We start from the raw sequence: 21231 nt of genomic DNA on the forward strand, positions 1-21231 counted from the left end.
TAGAACTTACTAACTCGTTTAGCAGGTCCTACTGAAATAAAATATAGTTTTCTAGAAAGGAATATTCGAATGGCACACGAAAACGTCATTGAGATGCGTGAAATTACCAAAATCTTTGGTGAATTTGTCGCAAACGACAAAATCAACCTCGAATTGCGTAAAGGTGAAATTCATGCACTTCTTGGTGAAAATGGAGCTGGGAAATCAACCCTGATGAATATGTTGGCTGGTCTTTTGGAACCAACGAGCGGAGAAATTGTGGTCAATGGGAAGTCTGAAAAACTAGATTCTCCTTCAAAGGCTGCTTCTCTAGGGATCGGGATGGTTCACCAGCACTTCATGTTGGTGGAAGCTTTCACTGTTGCAGAAAATATCATTCTTGGTAGCGAAGTCACTAATAAAGGCGTATTAGATTTGAAAAAAGCTAATGCAGATATCCTTGAATTGTCAGAACGCTACGGCTTGGCTGTGGACCCTACAGCAAAGGTTGAAGATATTTCTGTTGGGGCTCAACAACGTGTAGAAATCTTGAAGACACTCTATCGCGGAGCTGATATTCTGATTTTCGACGAGCCTACTGCAGTGTTAACTCCTGCTGAAATTTTGGAGTTGATGGAAATTATGAAAACCCTTGTTAAAGAAGGGAAATCTATCATCCTTATCACTCACAAACTAGATGAAATTCGTGCCGTTGCAGACCGTGTCACAGTTATTCGTCGTGGGAAATCCATTCAAACCGTTGGTATCGAAGGTGCTACCAATAAAGATTTGGCAGAAATGATGGTTGGGCGCTCAGTTTCTTTCGTAACAGAAAAAGAAGAAGCACAGCCTAAAGAAGTGGTTCTTGCAATTTCTGACTTAGTCGTGAATGAAAACCGTGGTGTTCCTGCGGTCAAAGAGCTATCTCTTGATGTTCGCGCAGGCGAAATTGTCGGGATTGCAGGGATTGATGGCAATGGTCAGAGTGAATTGATCCAGGCTATTACCGGACTCCGTAAAGTCAAATCAGGTAGTATCAAAATTAAGGGACAAGAAGTTGTTGGCCTTTCCCCACGTAAGATTACTGAAATGAATGTCAGCCACGTGCCTGAAGATCGTCATCGTGATGGTCTTGTGCTTGAAATGATGCTTTCTGAAAACATCGCACTTCAAACTTACTACAAAGAACCACTTAGCAAGAATGGAGTCTTGAATTACAATCAAATTAATTCCTATGCCCGCAAGTTGATGGAAGAGTTTGACGTTCGTGCAGCCAACGAGATTGTGCCAGCAAGTGCTCTATCAGGAGGAAATCAACAAAAGGCCATTATTGCTCGTGAAGTTGATCGGAATCCAGATTTGTTGATCGTTAGCCAACCGACACGTGGTTTGGACGTTGGTGCGATTGAGTACATCCATAAACGTTTGATTGGTGAACGTGATAAAGGGAAAGCCGTCCTCGTTGTCAGCTTCGAATTAGATGAAATTCTAAATCTATCTGACCGGATTGCTGTTATTCATGATGGAAAAATCCAAGGTATTGTGAAGCCATCTGAGACCAACAAACAAGAGCTTGGTATTCTTATGGCTGGTGGAGAAATCAAGGAGGCTTCAAATGAATAAAAATACAAGACAAATTGCTATTCCTTTTATTTCTGTAATCCTAGGAATCGTCCTCGGAGCCATTATCATGTGGATCTTTGGTTATGATGCTCTTTGGGGTTATGAAGAACTCTTCAAGACAGCTTTTGGTTCCATTAAAAATGTGGGTGAAATATTCCGTACTATGGGGCCGCTGATTTTGATTGCTCTCGGATTTGCGGTAGCCAGTCGAGCTGGATTTTTCAATGTCGGCTTACCAGGACAAGCCTTGGCTGGTTGGATCGCGGCAGTATGGTTTGCTTTGTCCTTCCCAGATATTCCGCGTATCCTAATGATTCCTTTGACGGTCCTTGTGGCTGCAATTGCCGGTGGTCTCATTGGTTTAATTCCAGGACTTCTGCGAGCATTTTTGGGAACGAGTGAAGTGATCGTTACCATTATGATGAACTACATCGTACTGTTTGCTGGAAATGAAATCATCCGGAACTTCCCTAAAAAGTTCATGGTCGATTCTGAATCCAGTATTACAGTAGGAGCAAATGCAAGTTACCGCCTAGGGTTCTTGACAGAATTGACTAAGTCACGGATGAATATCGGGATCTTCATTGCCTTGATTGCTGTTGCAGTGATTTGGTTCATTATCAAGAAAACAACACTTGGCTTTGAAATCCGTTCCGTTGGTCTCAATCCCAATGCTTCAGACTATGCAGGGATGTCAGCTAAACGTACCATCATCCTTTCCATGGTGATTTCAGGTGCCCTTTGTGGGATTGGAGGAGCTGTAGAAGGGATTGGTACCTTCCAGAACGTTTATGTTCAAGCTGGTTCCTTGGCTGTTGGATTTAATGGGATGGCAGTTGCTCTACTTGCTAGCAATTCTCCTGTTGGGATTATCTTTGCAGCGTTCTTGCTTGGAACCTTGCAAACAGGTGCGCCAGGTATGACTACAGCGACAATTCCACCAGAACTTGTCAATATTGTGACAGCTTCGATCATCTTCTTTGTAAGTGCTCACTATATTATCGAAAAATACATCAAGCCTAAAAAACAAATGAAAGGAGTAGAGTAAGGATGAATATTGTTGCTATACTAACGATTCTTGTATCGAATATGCTGGTCTATGCTGCTCCCCTCATTTTCACTAGTATCGGAGGAGCCTACTCCGAACATGCTGGTGTCGTTAATGTCGGTTTGGAAGGTATCATGGTTATGGGAGCTTTCACAGGGGTTGTGTTTAACTTGACTTTTGCTAGCTCTCTTGGTGGCATGACAATCTGGTTATCTCTCCTTGCAGGTGGTTTGGTTGGCCTTATTTTCTCTGCCATCCATGCGGTAGCGACTATTAACTTCCGTGCTGACCACGTGGTGAGTGGTACAGTATTGAACTTGTTGGCTCCTGCCTTAGCCGTCTTCTTGGTAAAAGCCATCTATGGAAAAGGTCAAACCAACAATATCGATTTGTCATTTGGTAAATTTGATTTTCCTTTCTTGTCTGATATTCCTGTCATTGGTGATATCTTTTTCAAGAATACAAGCTTAATGGGATATGTAGCGATTGGATTTTCATTTGTAGCATGGTTTATCATGTTTAAAACAAAATTCGGTCTTCGCCTTCGCTCAGTTGGTGAACACCCACAAGCTGCGGATACTCTCGGTATCAATGTTTACCTCATGCGTTACTATGGTGTGCTCATCTCTGGATTTTTAGGAGGAGTTGGGGGTGCCTTGTATGCACAATCTGCTTCTGTCAATTTCTCTGCCACTACCATTGTGGGACCTGGATTTATCGCCCTAGCTGCTATGATCTTTGGTAAATGGAGCCCAATCGGTGCCATGCTATCCAGTCTATTCTTTGGACTTTCACAAGCCTTGGCGGTTGTATCTACGCAGATTCCTTTCCTTGCCCATATTCCTGGAGTATACCTCCGTATTGCTCCGTATGTGTTGACCATCATCGTACTAGCAGCCTTCTTTGGTAAGTCGGTTGCACCAAAAGCAGATGGTGTGAACTACATCAAATCGAAATAAAAGCCTCTATTATGGAGAAAGAAAGCACGAGTCATTCGGACTCGTGCTTTTTGTATGTTTATGGATAAGGTTGCATTTCGGCAAGTAGGTTTTCTGCTGTCGTAGTCGGTAAGATCCGCAGGCGTTTTAGTGAGTAGAGGCCATCGTCTAGACTGGCTAGTCCATTATTGGTCGTTAAGCCCATTTTGTAGCCATTGTTTTTTGCTAGTTCCATGGTGACATCAGAGTAGCGACCAGCAGGGTAGACAATGGTGGTAGTGGTTTGATGGAGTTTCTTATCTAGTACTTGTTTGGAATTTGCGAGTTCAGATTCCTGACGAGAGATATCTGATTGAGCCAAGTCTGGGTGAGATACCGTATGACTTTCAAAGGTCATACCTTGCGCTTTCATTTCTTTGATCTGATCGAAGGTTAAAACACTGGGTCTTTCTTCGTCAGAAAAGGAAGTAATGATATTGTTGGTTGCGGTCATTTGGTATTTTTTTAGGAGAGGATAGACAATGGTATAGAAGTCTGCAATTCCATCATCAAAGGTTAACCAAACGACTTTTCTCCCTTCAGGCAGTTCATTTTTAGTAAGTGCCCGATAAGCTTCTTCAGGCGTCAAGGTATAGTAACCGGCTTCTTTAAGAGCTTTGAGATGACTCTCAAAAGTTTCTGGTGCCACGATGAGATTGGCATTGGCTTCTTCAGAGGGAGCCATCGTGTGAACAGCGTGGTACATGAGAATTGGAATTTTTACAGGTTGATCTTGTTTTACCCATTTAGTGGTGGAGCCTTGCTGATTCACAGTCTGACTTGTATTTGTTTCTTGCTTGTCAGCAACGGGAGTACTAGTAGCTCGTTTTAATAGGAGAAAGCCTAAAATAAAGATGCAGGATAGCAGAAAAGCATTTAAAATTAGTAGCAATCGTATTTTCTTTGGGACACGTCTTTTTCGGTGATTCATAGAGACCCCTTTCTAATTCATTATCATTATATCATAGGGGCAGGAAATCTCTTCAAGACAAAGTAACAAATAGAGTAAAATTTTGGGAAATCTCCTTGACTTTTGAAGGCATGGTTTGCTAGTGAGTTGATGTGGAGGTTTAAATCTGAAAATGAAGTATTCTTCTAGTGGAAGAGAACCATAGAACTAGTCAGAAGGGGCTAGTTTTTGATATAATAGACTATATTAGATTTTAAGGAGACCAACATGTCTGTAAAAATTGCCTTACTAGGATTTGGGACGGTAGCAAGTGGTGTGCCGTTTCTATTAAAAGAAAATGGTGATAAGATCTTCCAAGCTGCTCAGTCTGAAATTGAAGTAGCTAAAGTTCTTGTCAAAGATGAAGAAGAGAAAGCCCGCTTATTAGCTGCTGGTCATGACTATAACTTTGTGACCAATGTTGATGAGATCATTGAAGACAAAGACATTGCCATCGTTGTTGAATTGATGGGTCGAATTGAGCCAGCTAAGACCTTTATTACACGTGCTCTTCAAGCTGGAAAACATGTCGTAACAGCTAATAAAGATTTGCTTGCAGTTCATGGAGCTGAGTTGATTGCGATTGCCAAGGAGCATGGCATTGCCCTCTATTATGAAGCAGCAGTAGCTGGTGGAATTCCAATTCTTCGGACCTTGGTTAACTCTCTCGCTGCAGATAAGGTGACTCGTGTCCTCGGTGTGGTCAATGGAACCTCCAACTTTATGATGACCAAGATGGTCGAAGAGGGCTGGTCTTATGAAGATGCTTTAGCTAAGGCTCAAGAGTTGGGCTATGCGGAAAGTGACCCAACCAATGACGTAGATGGGATTGATGCAGCCTACAAAATGGTGATTTTGAGCCAATTTGCTTTTGGGATGAACGTCCAATTTGACCAAGTAGGTCATAAGGGGATCCGCAACATTACTCCTGAGGATGTTGCTGTGGCTCAAAGTTTAGGCTATGTAATCAAATTGGTGGGATCTATCGAAGAAACTCCTTCAGGTCTCTCAGCAGAAGTAACTCCAACCTTCTTACCAAAAGCACACCCACTAGCTGGCGTGAATGGTGTCATGAATGCCGTTTATGTGGAGTCTATTGGAATCGGGGAATCCATGTACTATGGTCCTGGAGCAGGTCAAAAACCAACAGCCACTAGTGTAGTCGCTGACATTATTCGCATTGTTCGTCGCCTCAATGAGGGAACAATTGGAAAAGCCTTTAACGAATACAGCCGTCCTGTGCAGTTGGCTAAACCAGAAGATGTGAAGAGTGATTATTACTTCTCTATTCAAACTCCAGATATGAAGGGACAATTGCTCAAGTTGGCACAAATTTTCAACCAAGAAGATGTTTCCTTTAAGCAGGTTCTCCAAGCAGGTGCCAAAGATTCTGTGGCTCGTGTTGTGATTATCACTCACCAATTGAATCAAACACAATTGCACCATATCATTGAGAAAATTGATGCCGAAGCTGACTTCACCTTGTTGAATACCTTTAAAGTATTGGGAGAATAAGATGAGAATTACAGTACCAGCGACCAGTGCCAATGTCGGTCCAGGATTTGATTCTGTTGGGATTGCCGTGACTCGCTATTTGACCATTGATGTGCTAGAAGCGCAAGAAAACTGGTGGATTGAACATGACTTGGGGGAGGAGATACCAAGCAATGAAGAGAATCTCTTGCTTCAAACTGCTCTCCAAGTTGCGCCAGATATGCCTCCTCATCGTCTCAAGATGACCAGTGAAGTGCCTTTGGCGCGTGGTTTGGGGTCATCCAGCTCTGTTATCGTAGCGGGGATTGAGTTGGCCAATCAACTGGGCAAATTATCCCTAAGTGATGAAGATAAACTAGAAATTGCGACAAAAATCGAAGGCCATCCAGATAACGTAGCGCCAGCCATTTTTGGAAATCTGGTCGTAGCGAGCTATGTGGATCAGCAGACCAATCATTTGGTCCTTCCCTTCCCTGAATGTGCTTTGGTAGCCTTTGTTCCGAATTACGAACTCAAGACCAGTGATAGCCGAAATGTCCTTCCAAGTGAGTGGACTTATAAGGAGGCTGTTGCAGCTAGTTCAATCGCAAACGTGGCCATTGCTGCCCTTGCTAAGGGAGACTTGAGAGTCGCAGGAAAAGCTATTGAAGCAGATCGCTTCCATGAACGCTACCGCCAACAGTTGGTTGCAGAGTTCCCTCAGGTGAAAGAAGTTGCACATCAACACGATGCTTATGCCACTTACCTTTCTGGTGCAGGTCCAACTATTATGACCTTGCTCCCTGTTGAACATGCAGAAGCCTTTGCCAAAGACTTAAAATCTAAGGGCTTAAATGGTCAGGTCTTTTCTTTAAATATTGACACAACTGGTGTGAAGGTAGAGAACAGCGAATCTTGATTTAATAAAAAAATGATTAGATAGGCTAAATTAGTCTATCTAATTTTATTTATCTATGATAAAATAGTTCTATAAATCATTTGTCTATCAAATTATTTTAGGATAATAAACAATTATTCGAAAGATAGATAGAATTGTAAAGGAGATTGTAATTCTAATGAAAGACTTTGAACGTCATCAACTTGCTACGGAACTTGGATTCCAGTATGATCCTGAAACATCATCTATTTATGGGGAAAACTCTGGCTATTTCTTCTTACTGAGAGAAACAGACACAAAAAATGTTTTTACCATTGCGCTTTCTGTGTCGCGTGATGATGCAGAAGAAGCAGCTGCTCAATTGCATCAAATGGTGAAAGACTCTTCTGTTTTGAAGAGCATTAGCCTCAACCAATATGTCACAACTTTCACTGCTAAAGCTGGAATGACTAAAGCAAAAACAATTGAAAACATTCGTCAAGCCTTAACAGAAATATTGCAATTCCTACAAACCAATGGATTCTACACTGTTTGTGGCTACTCTGGTGAAAAAGGACCGGTTGGTCTCTACCAAATCGATGACTCCCTCTTCTTGATGAACGAAGAATGCTTTAAAGAGTTAAGTACTCAACTAAAGATCGAAACCGATTCGTATAATAGTCAGAAAGAAAATGTTCTTATTGGAACAGTAGGAGCTTTTATTGGGGCCATTATTGGAGGGGCAGTAGCACTATTTATCGCTCGTATGGGCTATGTATCCTATATCGCTGGCCTGGTTCTGGGTGTCTGCGTTGTCAAAGGTTATGAGATCTTAGGAAAGAAATTTAGCAAAAAAGGTGCTGTGATCTCAACAGTTCTGATGTTGTTGACCATTGTATTAGTTCACCAATTTGACTATACTCTACATCTTATGAGTGAATATGAATTGAGCTTCGCTGATTCTTTTGATGCGGTTAACGCGACAGTCTTAAATGGGGATGCTCCACAAGAATATTTCATTAACTTCCTCTTGCTGGCTGTATTTACGGGTATTGGAGCATGGGGAGCGATTAGCTCAGCCTTGTCTACTCAAAAATCACGTGGCATTGCACGTAAGATTGGCTAATAAATTAACAATTGTTTAAAAAAATTAAAACAGAATCGGTCCTTTGACTGCTTCTGTTTTTTTACTTCTGAGTCGAAAAGTGAGCTGGTTTTTGTTATAATGGATAAGATAACGTATAGAAGAGAGTTGTGAGATGGAAATCCTAAAGCAAATCAAAGAGGAGTTGGCTGGTATTGAAATTTTGTTCAATGAGCCACTTAAACAATATACCTATACCAAGGTTGGAGGAGCGGCAGATTATTTAGCCTTCCCTCGCAATCAATATGAATTAAAACGAATTGTCACCTTTGCTAATGCTCAGGAAATTCCTTGGATGGTCTTGGGGAATTCTTCCAATATTATCGTCCGTGACGGTGGGATTGAAGGTTTTGTGATCATGTTTGATCATTTCCATGACATCCGTGTCAATGGCTATGTGATTGAAGCAGAGGCAGGAGCTAAGCTCATCGATGTGACTCATGTAGCCCGATACCATAGCTTAACAGGCTTTGAATTTGCTTGTGGGATTCCAGGTAGCATCGGTGGAGCAGTCTATATGAATGCTGGCGCCTATGGTGGTGAGATTGCCCATATTCTCCAATCGTGTAAGGTCTTGACGCCAGAAGGAGAAATTAAAACCTTAACAGTAGAAGAATTAGCTTTTGGCTATCGCCATTCCAAGATCCAAGAGACTGGTGACGTGGTGATTTCGGCTAAGTTTGCCTTAGCACCTGGCAATTATGATCAGATCGATCAAGAAATGGCTCGCCTGACTCATTTGCGTGAGCTTAAGCAACCACTTGAGTATCCGTCTTGTGGTTCGGTCTTTAAACGACCAGTCGGGCACTTTGCGGGTCAATTGATCAGTGAAGCAGGATTGAAAGGGCATCGAATTGGTGGTGTGGAGGTTTCTGAAAAGCATGCCGGCTTTATGATCAATGTCGATCATGGTACTGCCAAAGATTATGAAGACTTGATTGCCCATGTCATTGCGACAGTTGAAAAATCAGCTGGGGTGACCTTGGAGCGCGAAGTCCGTATTATTGGGAAAGATTAACGGTTCGAGATGGAATAGGGGCTACTCTAGGGTAGACCCGTCCTACTTTAGAAGGGGGGTGAGTGCCTATCGATACCGAAAATAGGTGGGGCAGTCTTATAAGTCCCCGAGAGGTGTTGGTGGTCTGACGGGTTCGCTCGTCAGCCTATGAGACTAGTTGGTTGGTCTCAGAAGGAAACGCATGAAAAAGAAGGAATTTATGTGAATTGAAAAAACCAATTATTGAGTTTAGAAATGTCTCAAAAGTATTTGAAGACAGTGATACAGTGGTTCTCAAAGACATCAACTTTGAGTTGGAAGAAGGGAAATTCTATACCCTCCTCGGTGCTTCAGGTTCTGGTAAATCGACGATTTTGAACATCATTGCCGGTTTGCTAGATGCTTCGACAGGGGATGTCCTCTTGGATGGAGTTCGGATCAATGATGTACCAACCAACAAACGGGACGTCCATACCGTCTTCCAATCCTACGCCCTTTTCCCACATATGAATGTGTTTGAGAATGTTGCTTTCCCTCTCCGTTTGAAGAAAGTTGACAAGTCTGAAATCGAGAGACGAGTAACAGAAGTCCTCAAGATGGTGCAATTGGGAGGCTTTGAGAAACGGTCCATCCAGAAACTTTCTGGTGGTCAACGCCAGCGGGTAGCCATTGCACGGGCTATTATCAATGAACCGCGAGTAGTCCTCTTGGATGAGCCCTTGTCTGCCCTTGACTTGAAGTTACGGACTGACATGCAGTATGAGCTCCGTGAATTGCAACAACGCTTGGGTATTACCTTTGTTTTTGTAACCCACGACCAGGAAGAAGCGCTAGCGATGAGTGACTGGATCTTTGTCATGAACGAAGGAGAAATTGTCCAGTCAGGGACGCCAGTCGATATCTACGATGAGCCCATTAACCATTTTGTTGCGACCTTTATCGGTGAGTCCAACATCCTTCCAGGGATCATGATTGAAGACTACTTAGTAGAGTTTAATGGTAAACGTTTTGAGTCAGTCGATGGAGGGATGAGACCAAACGAATCGGTCGAAGTCGTGATTCGTCCCGAAGACTTGCAGATTACACTGCCTGAAGAAGGCAAGCTCCAGGTGAAAGTAGATACCCAACTGTTCCGTGGGGTTCACTATGAGATCATCGCCTATGATGAATTGGGTAATGAGTGGATGATTCACTCAACCCGTAAGGCTATTGTAGGAGAGGAAATCGGTCTGGACTTTGAGCCAGAAGATATCCACGTCATGCGTCTCAATGAAACGGAAGAAGAGTTTGATGCTCGGATCGAAGAGTACGTCGAAGTGGAAGAGCAAGAAGCTGGATTGATCAATGCCATCGAGGAGGAAAGATATGAAGAAAACAACCTCTAACCTCTTTGTGGTTCCCTACTTTCTCTGGATCCTCCTCTTTGTCTTGGCTCCTGTAGTTTTGATTATTTGGCAATCCTTTGTCAATGTCCAGGGACAGGGTTCCTTAGAGAACTACCAAACCTTTTTTACAGCGCAGAATTGGACCTACCTCAAGATGAGTTTTAACTCCATTCTCTATGCTGGAATCGTCACCTTTGTGACGCTCTTGATTTCTTACCCGACAGCTTATTTTTTGACCCAGCTTAAGCACCGCCAACTCTGGCTCATGCTGATTGTCCTTCCGACCTGGGTCAACCTCTTGCTCAAGGCTTATGCCTTTATCGGGATCTTTGGTCAAGGGGGATCTATTAACCAATTCTTGAGCTTCATCGGAATCGGTCCGCAACAGATCCTTTTTACGGACTTTTCTTTCATCTTTGTTGCTAGTTACATTGAGTTGCCTTTTATGATCCTTCCTATCTTCAATGTCTTGGATGATTTGGATCCAAACCTCATCAATGCCAGCTATGACCTAGGAGCTAACAAGTGGGATACCTTCCGTCGGGTTGTCTTTCCACTGTCTATGAACGGGGTTCGCTCCGGTGTCCAGTCAGTCTTTATTCCAAGTTTGAGTCTCTTCATGTTGACGCGTTTGATTGGTGGAAACCGAGTTATTACCCTGGGGACTGCCATCGAGCAGCACTTCCTTACGACGCAAAACTGGGGAATGGGATCCACCATTGGGGTAGTCTTGATCCTTGCTATGCTCTTAGTCATGTGGGTAACGAGAGAAAGGAGTGAACGATGAAAAAGATTTCACGTATCTATTTAGGATTGATTTTCCTTCTCCTTTATCTGCCAATCTTCTACTTGATTGCCTATGCCTTTAATGCTGGCGGGGATATGAATGCTTTTACAGGCTTTACCTTGGAGCATTTCCAGAGTCTCTTTGAGGATACGCGTCTCATGTTGATCCTCTCACAGACCTTCCTCTTAGCCTTCTTGTCAGCCTTGATTGCGACTATAATTGGGACCTTTGGAGCGATCTACATTTATCAGTCTAAGAAGAAGTTTGAGGGACCATTTTTGTCCATCAATAACATCCTTATGGTGGCACCTGACGTGATGATCGGGGCTAGCTTCCTGATCCTCTTTACGACCATCAAATTCCAGCTGGGCTTTGCTTCTGTCTTGATGAGTCACGTGGCCTTTTCTATTCCAATCGTGGTCTTGATGGTCTTGCCGCGCTTAAAGGAAATGAACCGTGATATGGTCAATGCGGCCTATGACCTAGGAGCTACTCAGGTGCAGATGTTGAAGGAAATCATGCTTCCTTATTTGACACCTGCCATCATCGCTGGTTACTTTATGGCCTTTACCTATTCCTTGGATGACTTTGCGGTGACCTTCTTTGTTACAGGAAATGGGTTTACAACCTTGTCTGTTGAGATCTACTCACGGGCTCGTCAAGGGATTTCGTTGAATATCAATGCCCTTTCTGCCTTGGTCTTCCTCTTCAGTATCTTACTGGTGGTCGGCTATTACTTCATCACTAGAGAGAAGGAGGAGACAGTATGAAAAAACTCTATTCATTCTTGCTAGGGATTGTCGTGGTCATCCTCGTGTTAGCGGGACTAAGTGCCCGTCTTGAAGCCAAGACCAATCCAAAAGACAGTGACAAGCTGGTCATCTACAACTGGGGAGACTATATCGATCCAGAATTGCTCAAGGAATTTACCAAGGAGACAGGCATTCAAGTCCAATACAATACCTTTGATTCCAATGAAGCCATGTACACCAAGATCAAGCAAGGGGGGACGGCTTACGATATAGCGATTCCAAGTGAATACATGATCGCCAAGATGATGGACGAAAACTTGCTTGAAAAATTAGATAAGTCTAAACTGAAAGGCTTAGACAATATCGACCCACGCTTCTTGAACCTGGATTTTGATCCGGACAATCAGTACTCAGTTCCTTACTTCTGGGGGACCCTTGGTATCATATACAACACCAAGATGGTCGACAAGGCTCCAGAACACTGGGCTGATCTATGGAGACCAGAGTACAAGAATGACATTATGATGTACGATGGGGCGCGTGAGGTCATGGGGATTGGACTCAATAGCTTAGGCTACAGCCTCAACTCCAAGGATCCTCAGCAATTGCAAGAGTCTGTCGATAAGCTTTATACCTTGATGCCTAATATCAAGGCCCTTGTAGCTGATGAAATGAAAGGCTACATGATCCAGAACAATGCGGCTATTGGGGTGACCTTCTCCGGTGAAGCTCGTCAAATGCTGGATGCCAATGAGGCCCTTCGTTACGTCGTCCCATCAGAAGCCAGCAACCTTTGGTTTGATAATATTGTCATTCCAAAGACCGTGAAGAATAAAGAAGCAGCTTATGCCTTTATCAACTTCATGCTTCGCCCAGAGAATGCATATAAGAATGCTCTCTATGTCAGTTATTCCACACCGAACAAAGAAGCTAAGAAGATGCTACCAAAAGAGGTCCAAGAGGACCAGGCCTTCTACCCAAGTGATGACACGCTAAAGAACTTAGAAGTCTATGAACAACTTGGGAAGAAGTGGTTGGGTGTCTATAACGACCTCTACCTACAAGTGAAGATGTATCGGAAGTAGGATAAAATTCTACAAAAGCTAAAGCAAGTTTTTACCGGTAAAAACCGGATTAAAACTTGCTTTTTTGTGTGAAAAGAAGAAAATTATTATAGGAAAAATTTTGAAATTTTTTTTTAATTGTGGGATAATGAAAAAAAGTTGATTCAGTCGGGAGATAGATTACATGCAGCATAAAATATTAGTAACTGGTGGAGCGGGTTTTATTGGTTCCCACACTATTATTGAATTGGTCAATGCAGGTCATGAAGTTGTGATTATAGACAATTTAGTAAATAGTAATGAGAAAAGTATACAAGAAGTAGAAAAAATCATTGGAAAATCGATAACTTTTTATCATGAAGATATTCGAAATAAATCAAAACTTCTAGAAATTTTTCTAAAAGAAAAACCGACTGGTGTGATCCATTTTGCTGCATTAAAAGCGGTTGGAGAATCAGTACAAATCCCACTCACTTATTATGAAAATAATATTAGTGGAACATTGACTTTACTTCAGGTCATGAAAGAAGTTCAATGTAAAAATATCATCTTTAGTTCATCAGCAACTGTTTATGGAGATCCACATACAGTTCCTATCTTGGAAGATTTTCCATTATCTGTTACAAATCCATATGGTAGAACAAAACTTATGACTGAAGAAATCCTTCAGGATATTTACAAAGCGGATTCTACATGGAATATTGTATTGTTACGTTATTTTAATCCAATTGGGGCTCATGAAAGCGGGAATATTGGTGAAAATCCAAATGGTATTCCTAATAACCTATTACCATATGTAACACAAGTAGCAGTAGGAAAGTTAGAGTCTGTTAATGTATTTGGGAACGATTATCCAACACCTGATGGAACTGGTGTACGCGATTATATTCACGTAGTTGACCTGGCAAAAGGCCACGTTGCTGCTTTGAAAAAACTTTCCAACGACTCTGGGTTAAATATTTATAATCTGGGTACGGGTCGGGGCTACTCTGTATTAGAAATTATTCAAAATATGGAGAAGGTTGTAGGAAAAACAATTCCATTCAAGATTATTGATCGACGACCAGGGGATATCGCAACCTGTTATGCAAATCCATCCAAAGCACGCAAAGAACTAGGATGGAGTGCCCAATTTGATATTCATCGGATGTGCCAAGATGCTTGGAGATGGCAGAGTAAGCATCCAAATGGATATTGTTAGTCACAATTATTCTGATTGTATTTTGTATGGAGACATGGTTCTAGTAGGGAAGGAAAAGTATGAATAATAGGATTTATAAAGATTGAAAAGAGTAGGTACAAGTCAATATACTTGATTCAACTATACCTCATCATCTTGATTGGTTTGCTATCTATATTTGTACGTTATCCAATGTCATGGTATGACGAACAAGTTCATTATGCTCGAGTTCTTACCTATTCGAATAATTTGAGTTCCAAAAGTGAGGGATATATTACTCAAAGCGAACAAGACTTTATTCATTTATCAATGACAATCATTTCTAAGTCATTAGCGCAGGAGAGTCAAAAGATAATAAGTATAGATTGGAAGAGTGAATTTAATAATCTAACAGATAGCAAAGAAAAAGTACTCACTAAGGGTGGATCTACGGCAGCAGTGTATTCTCATTTAGTATATTTCCCGTATATTATAACTGCTTGGACTTCGAAGTTACTTAACCTAAGTACTATCAATACATTTTTACTCTTAAGGTTAGTTGGATTTTTATCAGTTTTTTGGTTATTCTTATTAGCGATTCGAAAAATACCATTTGGGAAGGCGACTCTTTTAATCATCTGGTCCATCCCAACTGTAATTTTATCCTTTACAGCTATATCTGCTGGTACGCTTACTTATGGCCTTATATTCCTATTTGTTTCATAAATTATAAGCTTATATCAAAAATTAGCTCTTAACAGTGAAATTAAAAAGAGCGAATTTGTTTCTTTAATCTTGTGCTCCATTCTAGTTGTCATGTCTAAAATGCCGGCATTAGCTATCCTAGCGCTTTACTTACCGTTAATTTACATTAGTGTTAAAAGGGTTAGGTTATCAAAATCCCAGATTTATTTGTTAAGTGGAAGTTTAATTTACTGTGCCTTATTGACAGTTTTATGGTATTTGAATATCAAAAATATAAACGGGAATATAATTTACTATGGGGCAAAGAATATTGATCAAGGCAGACAGTTGAGTTTTATATTTGCTCATCCGTTAAAAGCGATGAAAACTTTTTTTGAAAGCATTATAAATTTTCCATATTTTGAATTTCAGTTAGGTTATTCCGATCTTTTAAAAATGATGCATGTTCCAATTACAATTTCATTCTTTTCCATATTTTGTATGTTTACTAGTTTTAGAATTCAAGAAAAAGATAGTATTGTGATTGAAAAATCATATCGCATGATTTATAATCTTTTCTCTAAATTGGTATTTTTAGGAATTTTATTATTAATTTTTATTTGCAGGTCACAGAAGTGGGGGCTGATGCAATTAATTGTGTTCAAGGACGGTATTTCTTTTCTAATTTTACTGATTCCTTTTTCAAATGGTAAGAGTCAATTAGATGAAAAATCTGCAAGACAAATTCTATATTTATCATTGCTCCCTTCTATCTACTATGTTTTAATCATGTTTTATCAATTGAGAACATAATCATAATAGGATTGAAATAATAAAAAACTAGGGTTTATTCTAGTTTTTTGTTACAATAGAAGGTGAAGAAATCAAGGAGAGAGTTAAATGACCATATCAGTTGTAGTCCCATGTTTTAACGAAGAAGAATCGATTCCATTATTTTATGAAGAGATGGAACGAGTTCGGATCTCCATGGGAGAAGAATTTGAATATATTTTTATTAATGATGGGTCTTCTGATAAAACCTTAGATGTTTTACGTGAACTCAATCTCTTGAATCCTTGTGCCCATTATCTATCTTTTTCACGTAACTTTGGAAAGGAAGCTGCTTTATATGCTGGCCTTCAATATGCTACAGGAGATTATGTGACCGTTATGGATGTGGACCTACAAGATCCGCCAGAGTTATTGATTGAAATGAAGCAGAAATTGGATCAGCAGTCAAATCTGGACTGTGTCGGAACCCGTCGGGTGACCCGTGATGGGGAACCACCGATTCGTTCTTTCTTTGCACGGATGTTTTATAAATTGATCAATAAGATCAGCCAAGTGGAAATGGTTGACGGAGCGCGTGATTTTCGTTTGATGCGTCGTCCGATGGTCGATGCGATTCTCGAATTATCTGAGTATAATCGATTTTCTAAGGGGATTTTTGCTTGGGTTGGATTTGAGACTGAGTATTTAGAGTATAAAAATGTCGAGCGAGTGGCCGGAGAAACCTCTTGGAATTTTTGGTCTCTCTTCAAATATTCTATTGAGGGGATTGTTAATTTTTCAGACGCACCTTTAAATATTGCCTTTATCGGTGGACTTTTGTCATGGATTTTAGCTTTTATAATGATGGTCTTGATCGTAATTCGAACTCTAGTATTTGGAGATCCAACTTCTGGATGGCCATCCCTCATGACTGTGATTCTCTTTCTTGGAGGATTCCAATTGCTAACCATTGGAATTTTGGGTAAATATATTGGTAAAATCTTTTTAGAAACTAAGAATCGACCAGTCTATGTCATCAAAGAGAAAAGCAAGTAAAAAGCAGAAAACTTCTGCTTTTTTTGCTATAATGATAGGGATAAAGCAATTGAAAGGAATTTACCATGATTTTAATTACAGGAGCAAATGGGCAACTTGGTACAGAGCTTCGCCATTTGTTGGATGAACGAAATGAAGAATATGTAGCCGTTGATGTGGCTGAAATGGATATCACAAATGCAGAAAAAGTAGACGAGGTATTCGCAGAAGTGAAGCCAACCCTAGTCTACCACTGTGCTGCCTATACAGCTGTCGATGCTGCTGAAGATGAAGGAAAAGAGTTGGACTATGCCATCAACGTGACTGGTACAGAGAATGTAGCAAAAGCGTCTGAAAAGCACGGGGCAACCTTGGTCTATATCTCAACGGACTACGTTTTTGATGGAAATAAGCCAGTTGGACAAGAATGGGAAGTAGACGATCAACCGGATCCACAGACAGAGTACGGTCGTACCAAGCGTATGGGAGAAGAGTTGGTTGAAAAGTATGTGTCTAACTTCTATATCATCCGTACAGCTTGGGTTTTCGGGAACTACGGTAAAAACTTTGTCTTCACTATGCAAAACCTTGCCAAGACTCACAAAACACTTACAGTCGTTAATGACCAACATGGTCGTCCAACCTGGACACGGACCCTTGCAGAGTTCATGACCTACTTGGCTGAAAATCGTAAGGAATATGGTTACTATCACTTGTCAAACGATGCAGCAGAAGATACAACTTGGTATGACTTTGCAGTTGAAATCCTCAAAGATACGGATGTAGAAGTGAAGCCAGTGGATTCCAGCCAATTCCCAGCTAAGGCGAAACGCCCACTTAACTCAACGATGAGCTTGGCAAAAGCGAAAGCAACAGGATTTGTCATTCCAACTTGGCAAGATGCCTTAAAAGAATTTTATAAACAAGAAGTGAAATAATTAAAATGGAAAGATGGTGCGAAACCATCTTTTCATTCGGTAATACAATAAGGGGATTTATGAAAGAGCGAAAACTAAATATAGATATACTAAAATGTATTGCAATAGTATTTGTAGTATCTGTGCATTTTTTTCTTCATACCAATTATTATGGTCGTTCCTATACTTATAAAAGTATATTTTTATCATCTTTTATTTGGATGATTTTTATGACCTGTGTTCCCATATTTATTATGACTACAGGTTATTTAATGAAAGATAAGACTTATAGTAAAACTTACTTTATAAAATTACTACCAGTAATTGGAATTTACTGTCTTGCCGCTTCTATCTATACTTTTTTCGACGTTAGAGTTTTTAATATAGATTATCTTGGTAAGTTACTAGTAAATATATTTTCCTTTAGCCACTATGCATGGTATGTAAATATGTATATTGGGTTATATATAATGATTCCATTTTTAAATGCAGGTTTTAAATCATTTAATAATCGTAGAAATCAAGCTATTGCATTAGGTGTTCTAGTATTATTAACTATTATCCCAGCTACTCTTTCATTGTTTAATAACAATAAGCAAATTTTTATGATTGTATCGCACCTAATTCCTGATTATTGGAAAGGACTCTGGCCTATTACATATTATCTTGTTGGTGCTTTTATTGCTTCTTTTAAGAAGAGGTCGACCATAAAAGAACTTTTTTTAGTCATTTTAATTCTCGATGTATTAAGTGTTTTGGGATTATCAGTAATATCAGAATCTAGTTTTGGAATAGAATACGGTGTTCTTCCAGTATTTCTATTGTCTTCATTAATCTTTTATTCAGTTATTCAACTACGAGTTGATATTAAAAATGAGTGGCTACAAAAAGTTGTTTTATTTATCTCTAAGAACACTCTTCCTATTTATTTACTATCTGTGATAGGAGATTTATATTGGTATCCTAAAATAGTTGAGAAATGGGGAGATTTTGCAAGCATCTTACCAAAATTTCCTTTGATTGTTTTCTTTTTGTTATGTCAATCCATATTAATAACATACTTATTATTAAATGTTCTAAAATATATACAAACTTTATTTAACAATCTAACAATTAAAAGTAGTAAATAAAATGCTAATTGAAAAAAATCTATGTATATTCTTTATTAACAATGTAGTATCAAAGTATTTTTTTCGATATAACTATAAGCCTTCTCTCTTTAAAAATAGTATTATATAATGAAGAGAAAGTAATTTGTAGGAGAAATTATGATTTCAAAGGATAAAGTTTCGGTTAAAAGTAGTAGACTTAAAAAAATTAATATTTCAAATCAAGACTCATTAAATGTTTCTACAAAACAAAATTATGTTTGGAACTTATTTGGAACAGCTTCTTCGTCGTTAATTTCAGTTATACTGTTACTTTTTGCTTCAAGATTACTTGATTCACATAATTCAGATATTTTTAGTATTGCATATGCTTTGGGGCAACAATTTTTTGTTTTAGGATATTTCCAGATACGTAATATGCAATCTACTGATATTCAGGAAAAATATTCATTTAGGTCTTATCATAATACGCGGATTGTAACAATAATAATGATGATAATAGCTTCTGTTGGATATGTATTTATTCAGGGGTATGATTTTTATAAATCTGCAATAATATTACTGTTGGTATTATATCGTGCAATAGATGCTTATTCTGACGTTTTCCAAGGATACTTTCAGCAAAAAAATCGTTCTGATCTTGCAGGGAAAGTCCAATTTTATCGAAGTTGGATTTGTATAATAGTCTTTGGATTTAGTTTGTTACTGACGAAATCATTAATGATTTCTAGTATCGTTATCTGTTTGATAAATTTATTACTTACAGTTATCTTAGATTATAGAATTTCAATTAGGAATTTCAATACAAGTTTTTCCCCTTCATTAGCAAAAGATTTGAGTAGTATATTTTCTATTTTAAGAGAAGCATTTCCTTTATTTCTAAATGGTTTTTTAATTACCTACGTCTATAATGAAGCTAAGATTGATATTGATTTGCTTTTAACCCAGGGACATTTTTCCAATGGTATTCAGCGAGACTTTAATGTGTTGTTTATGCCTGTCTTTGTTTTATCCCTTTTATTTTTTATTTTAAGACCTTTGACGACGCAATTATCGATTTATTGGTATGAACAGAAATATGAGTTGTTTTTTAAGCAAATTCGTCTCTTGTTTGTTGTTATGACAGCTTTAGGGGTAATCATTATTGGTCTAGGTTATCTAATAGGTACAGAGATACTAGGTATAGTCTACGGAACATCCCTGGTAGAATATAAAGTGCCTTTTGCAATTCTTCTGGCGGGAGGTATTCTTAATGTGTTGGCACTTGTTATTGATATCGTTATGACAATTTTTAGAAAGCAGGCCTATCTTGTCATTGCATACATTGCTACCTTTATTGTGGCCAAATTTATCACAATACCATTTGTAAAGGGAGAAGGTATTTTGGGTGCATCATTGTCATTTTTTATTTCAATGATTATCTTTTTTAGCACTAGCATAATAATTTATATTTGGGTAAACAATAACGATAAAAGAAAGAGAAGTTAATGAATATTCTATTTACGTTAAATAACGCTTTTGTTCCTCAAGTTGCAACATGTATGTGTTCAATTTTTGAGAATAATAAATCAATGGATGAGATTAATATTTATTTACTAAATATCGATATATCTGAGGCTAATAAATCAAAACTACAAGAATTCACTAATCTTTATGGTCGTTCAGTTCATTTTATTACTCTACCTAATCTGAGGAGTCTGATAGATTTTGATTTTGATACAAATGGTTGGTCCCCAATTGTGTTAGCACGCCTTTTAGTAGACAAGCTTTTACCAGAAGATATCGATAGAATTTTGTATTTAGATGGTGATACTTTGGTATTGGAGAGTTTGGAATCTCTTTGGAAATTAGATATGGGTAACCGTTCAATCGGAATGGGGCCTGAATCTACAGTTGACGCAGGACGAAGAGAATTTTTAGGTTTGGAAAAACAAATGTATTGTAACGCTGGGGTCCTACTTATTAATTTGGAGAAGTGGAGAGAGCGTAAACTCGGAGAAAAAGTTCTAGAATATTATAAAAAACATGATGGTAATCTTTTTGCTAACGATCAAGATGCAATTAATGGATCTTTAAAGGATGACATTTATGTTTTTTCTCCAAAATATAATTTCTTCAATATTTACTTCTTTTACCCTTATAAGGTGTTAAAAAAACTTTCTTTACCTGCTGAGTTTATTAGTAAAAAAGAGTTGAAAGAATCTATTAAAGAGCCAGTTATTGTTCATTATCTGGGAGAAGAACGTCCTTGGAGAAAGGGAAATACCCATAAACTAAGAAAGCAATATCTTTATTATTTTGAAAAGACACCTTGGTCTGAAACTCCTATGGAAACAGGTTGGGAATTATACTTTATTTGTTTTAGGACATTTAATATAATTATGAAACCTTTTCCAATGTTGAGATATAAGATTATTAACTCGTTGATACCGGCATTTATGAAATACCGAAAAAAACAGCTCAAAAAAAAAAAAAGATAGACGTTAAAAACAGAAAGAATT

Annotated in this window: 18 protein-coding genes and 1 pseudogene; 18 read left to right on the top strand and 1 reads right to left on the bottom strand. The window is 39.0% G+C overall.

The window, feature by feature from the left end:
* Positions 1-69: 69 nt before the first annotated feature.
* From H8S88_RS02865 to H8S88_RS02875, 3 genes are read left to right on the top strand one after another with little or no spacing between them, the layout of a single operon-like run.
* Positions 70-1602: an ABC transporter ATP-binding protein gene (locus H8S88_RS02865; RefSeq protein WP_006596012.1), complete on the top strand. Its 1533-nt coding sequence runs from the start codon at positions 70-72 to the stop codon at positions 1600-1602.
* Positions 1595-2650 (top strand): ABC transporter permease, encoded by a 1056-nt coding sequence (locus H8S88_RS02870; protein ID WP_236127901.1) that lies wholly within the window; start codon positions 1595-1597, stop codon positions 2648-2650. The genes H8S88_RS02865 and H8S88_RS02870 overlap by 8 nt, the downstream gene beginning before the upstream one ends.
* A gap of 2 nt (positions 2651-2652) precedes the next feature.
* Positions 2653-3609, top strand: coding sequence for an ABC transporter permease (locus tag H8S88_RS02875; RefSeq protein WP_156676559.1), 957 nt, complete (start codon positions 2653-2655; stop codon positions 3607-3609).
* A gap of 58 nt (positions 3610-3667) precedes the next feature.
* Here H8S88_RS02875 and H8S88_RS02880 read toward each other — a convergent pair whose 3' ends face one another.
* Positions 3668-4558, bottom strand: a complete 891-nt coding sequence (locus H8S88_RS02880; protein WP_048687954.1) for a polysaccharide deacetylase family protein — start codon at positions 4556-4558, stop codon at positions 3668-3670.
* Positions 4559-4804: 246 nt separating this feature from the next.
* On the opposite strand from H8S88_RS02880, the gene H8S88_RS02885 reads away from it, so the two are divergent.
* The 15 genes and pseudogenes from H8S88_RS02885 (at position 4805) to H8S88_RS02955 (ending at position 21210) form a co-directional block, all read left to right on the top strand.
* Positions 4805-6091, top strand: a complete 1287-nt coding sequence (locus tag H8S88_RS02885; protein WP_048687957.1) for a homoserine dehydrogenase — start codon at positions 4805-4807, stop codon at positions 6089-6091.
* A gap of 1 nt (position 6092) precedes the next feature.
* On the top strand, positions 6093-6968 hold the full coding sequence (gene thrB, locus H8S88_RS02890) for a homoserine kinase (protein WP_048687960.1): 876 nt from the start codon (positions 6093-6095) through the stop codon (positions 6966-6968).
* A 157-nt stretch (positions 6969-7125) separates the two neighbouring features.
* Positions 7126-8052, top strand: a complete 927-nt coding sequence (locus tag H8S88_RS02895) for a hypothetical protein (RefSeq protein WP_048687963.1) — start codon at positions 7126-7128, stop codon at positions 8050-8052.
* Between the two features lie 133 nt (positions 8053-8185).
* Entirely contained in the window at positions 8186-9088 is a 903-nt protein-coding gene (gene murB / locus H8S88_RS02900; RefSeq protein WP_125335874.1) for a UDP-N-acetylmuramate dehydrogenase, read from the top strand.
* 206 nt (positions 9089-9294) lie between these two features.
* Positions 9295-10452: an ABC transporter ATP-binding protein gene (locus H8S88_RS02905; protein WP_125335872.1), complete on the top strand. Its 1158-nt coding sequence runs from the start codon at positions 9295-9297 to the stop codon at positions 10450-10452.
* Entirely contained in the window at positions 10433-11239 is an 807-nt protein-coding gene (locus H8S88_RS02910) for an ABC transporter permease (protein WP_048687974.1), read from the top strand. Before H8S88_RS02905 ends, H8S88_RS02910 begins: the two co-directional genes overlap by 20 nt.
* Entirely contained in the window at positions 11236-12009 is a 774-nt protein-coding gene (locus tag H8S88_RS02915) for an ABC transporter permease (protein WP_048687979.1), read from the top strand. The genes H8S88_RS02910 and H8S88_RS02915 overlap by 4 nt, the downstream gene beginning before the upstream one ends.
* Positions 12006-13076 carry an ABC transporter substrate-binding protein gene (locus H8S88_RS02920; protein ID WP_023023681.1) on the top strand — a complete coding sequence of 357 codons (1071 nt, stop codon included), beginning with the start codon at positions 12006-12008 and terminating at the stop codon, positions 13074-13076. The genes H8S88_RS02915 and H8S88_RS02920 overlap by 4 nt, the downstream gene beginning before the upstream one ends.
* 163 nt (positions 13077-13239) lie before the next feature.
* Positions 13240-14256, top strand: coding sequence for a UDP-glucose 4-epimerase GalE (galE, locus tag H8S88_RS02925; RefSeq protein WP_023023679.1), 1017 nt, complete (start codon positions 13240-13242; stop codon positions 14254-14256).
* 144 nt (positions 14257-14400) lie between these two features.
* Positions 14401-15711 (top strand): annotated as a pseudogene (locus H8S88_RS02930) (DUF2142 domain-containing protein).
* A gap of 87 nt (positions 15712-15798) precedes the next feature.
* Positions 15799-16725 (top strand): glycosyltransferase family 2 protein, encoded by a 927-nt coding sequence (locus H8S88_RS02935; protein WP_023023673.1) that lies wholly within the window; start codon positions 15799-15801, stop codon positions 16723-16725.
* A 65-nt stretch (positions 16726-16790) separates the two neighbouring features.
* On the top strand, positions 16791-17642 hold the full coding sequence (rfbD, locus tag H8S88_RS02940) for a dTDP-4-dehydrorhamnose reductase (RefSeq protein ID WP_125335870.1): 852 nt from the start codon (positions 16791-16793) through the stop codon (positions 17640-17642).
* 59 nt (positions 17643-17701) lie between these two features.
* Positions 17702-18751 (top strand): acyltransferase, encoded by a 1050-nt coding sequence (locus H8S88_RS02945; RefSeq protein WP_236127902.1) that lies wholly within the window; start codon positions 17702-17704, stop codon positions 18749-18751.
* Between the two features lie 138 nt (positions 18752-18889).
* Complete coding sequence (locus H8S88_RS02950) at positions 18890-20218, top strand: lipopolysaccharide biosynthesis protein (RefSeq protein WP_048789145.1); 1329 nt, start codon at positions 18890-18892, stop codon at positions 20216-20218.
* Positions 20218-21210 (top strand): glycosyltransferase family 8 protein, encoded by a 993-nt coding sequence (locus tag H8S88_RS02955; RefSeq protein WP_236127903.1) that lies wholly within the window; start codon positions 20218-20220, stop codon positions 21208-21210. The genes H8S88_RS02950 and H8S88_RS02955 overlap by 1 nt, the downstream gene beginning before the upstream one ends.
* The last annotated feature ends 21 nt before the right edge of the window (positions 21211-21231 follow it).

The sequence above is a fragment of the Streptococcus sp. GS001 genome, assembly GCF_021595565.1.
Taxonomy (GTDB): domain Bacteria; phylum Bacillota; class Bacilli; order Lactobacillales; family Streptococcaceae; genus Streptococcus; species Streptococcus xiaochunlingii.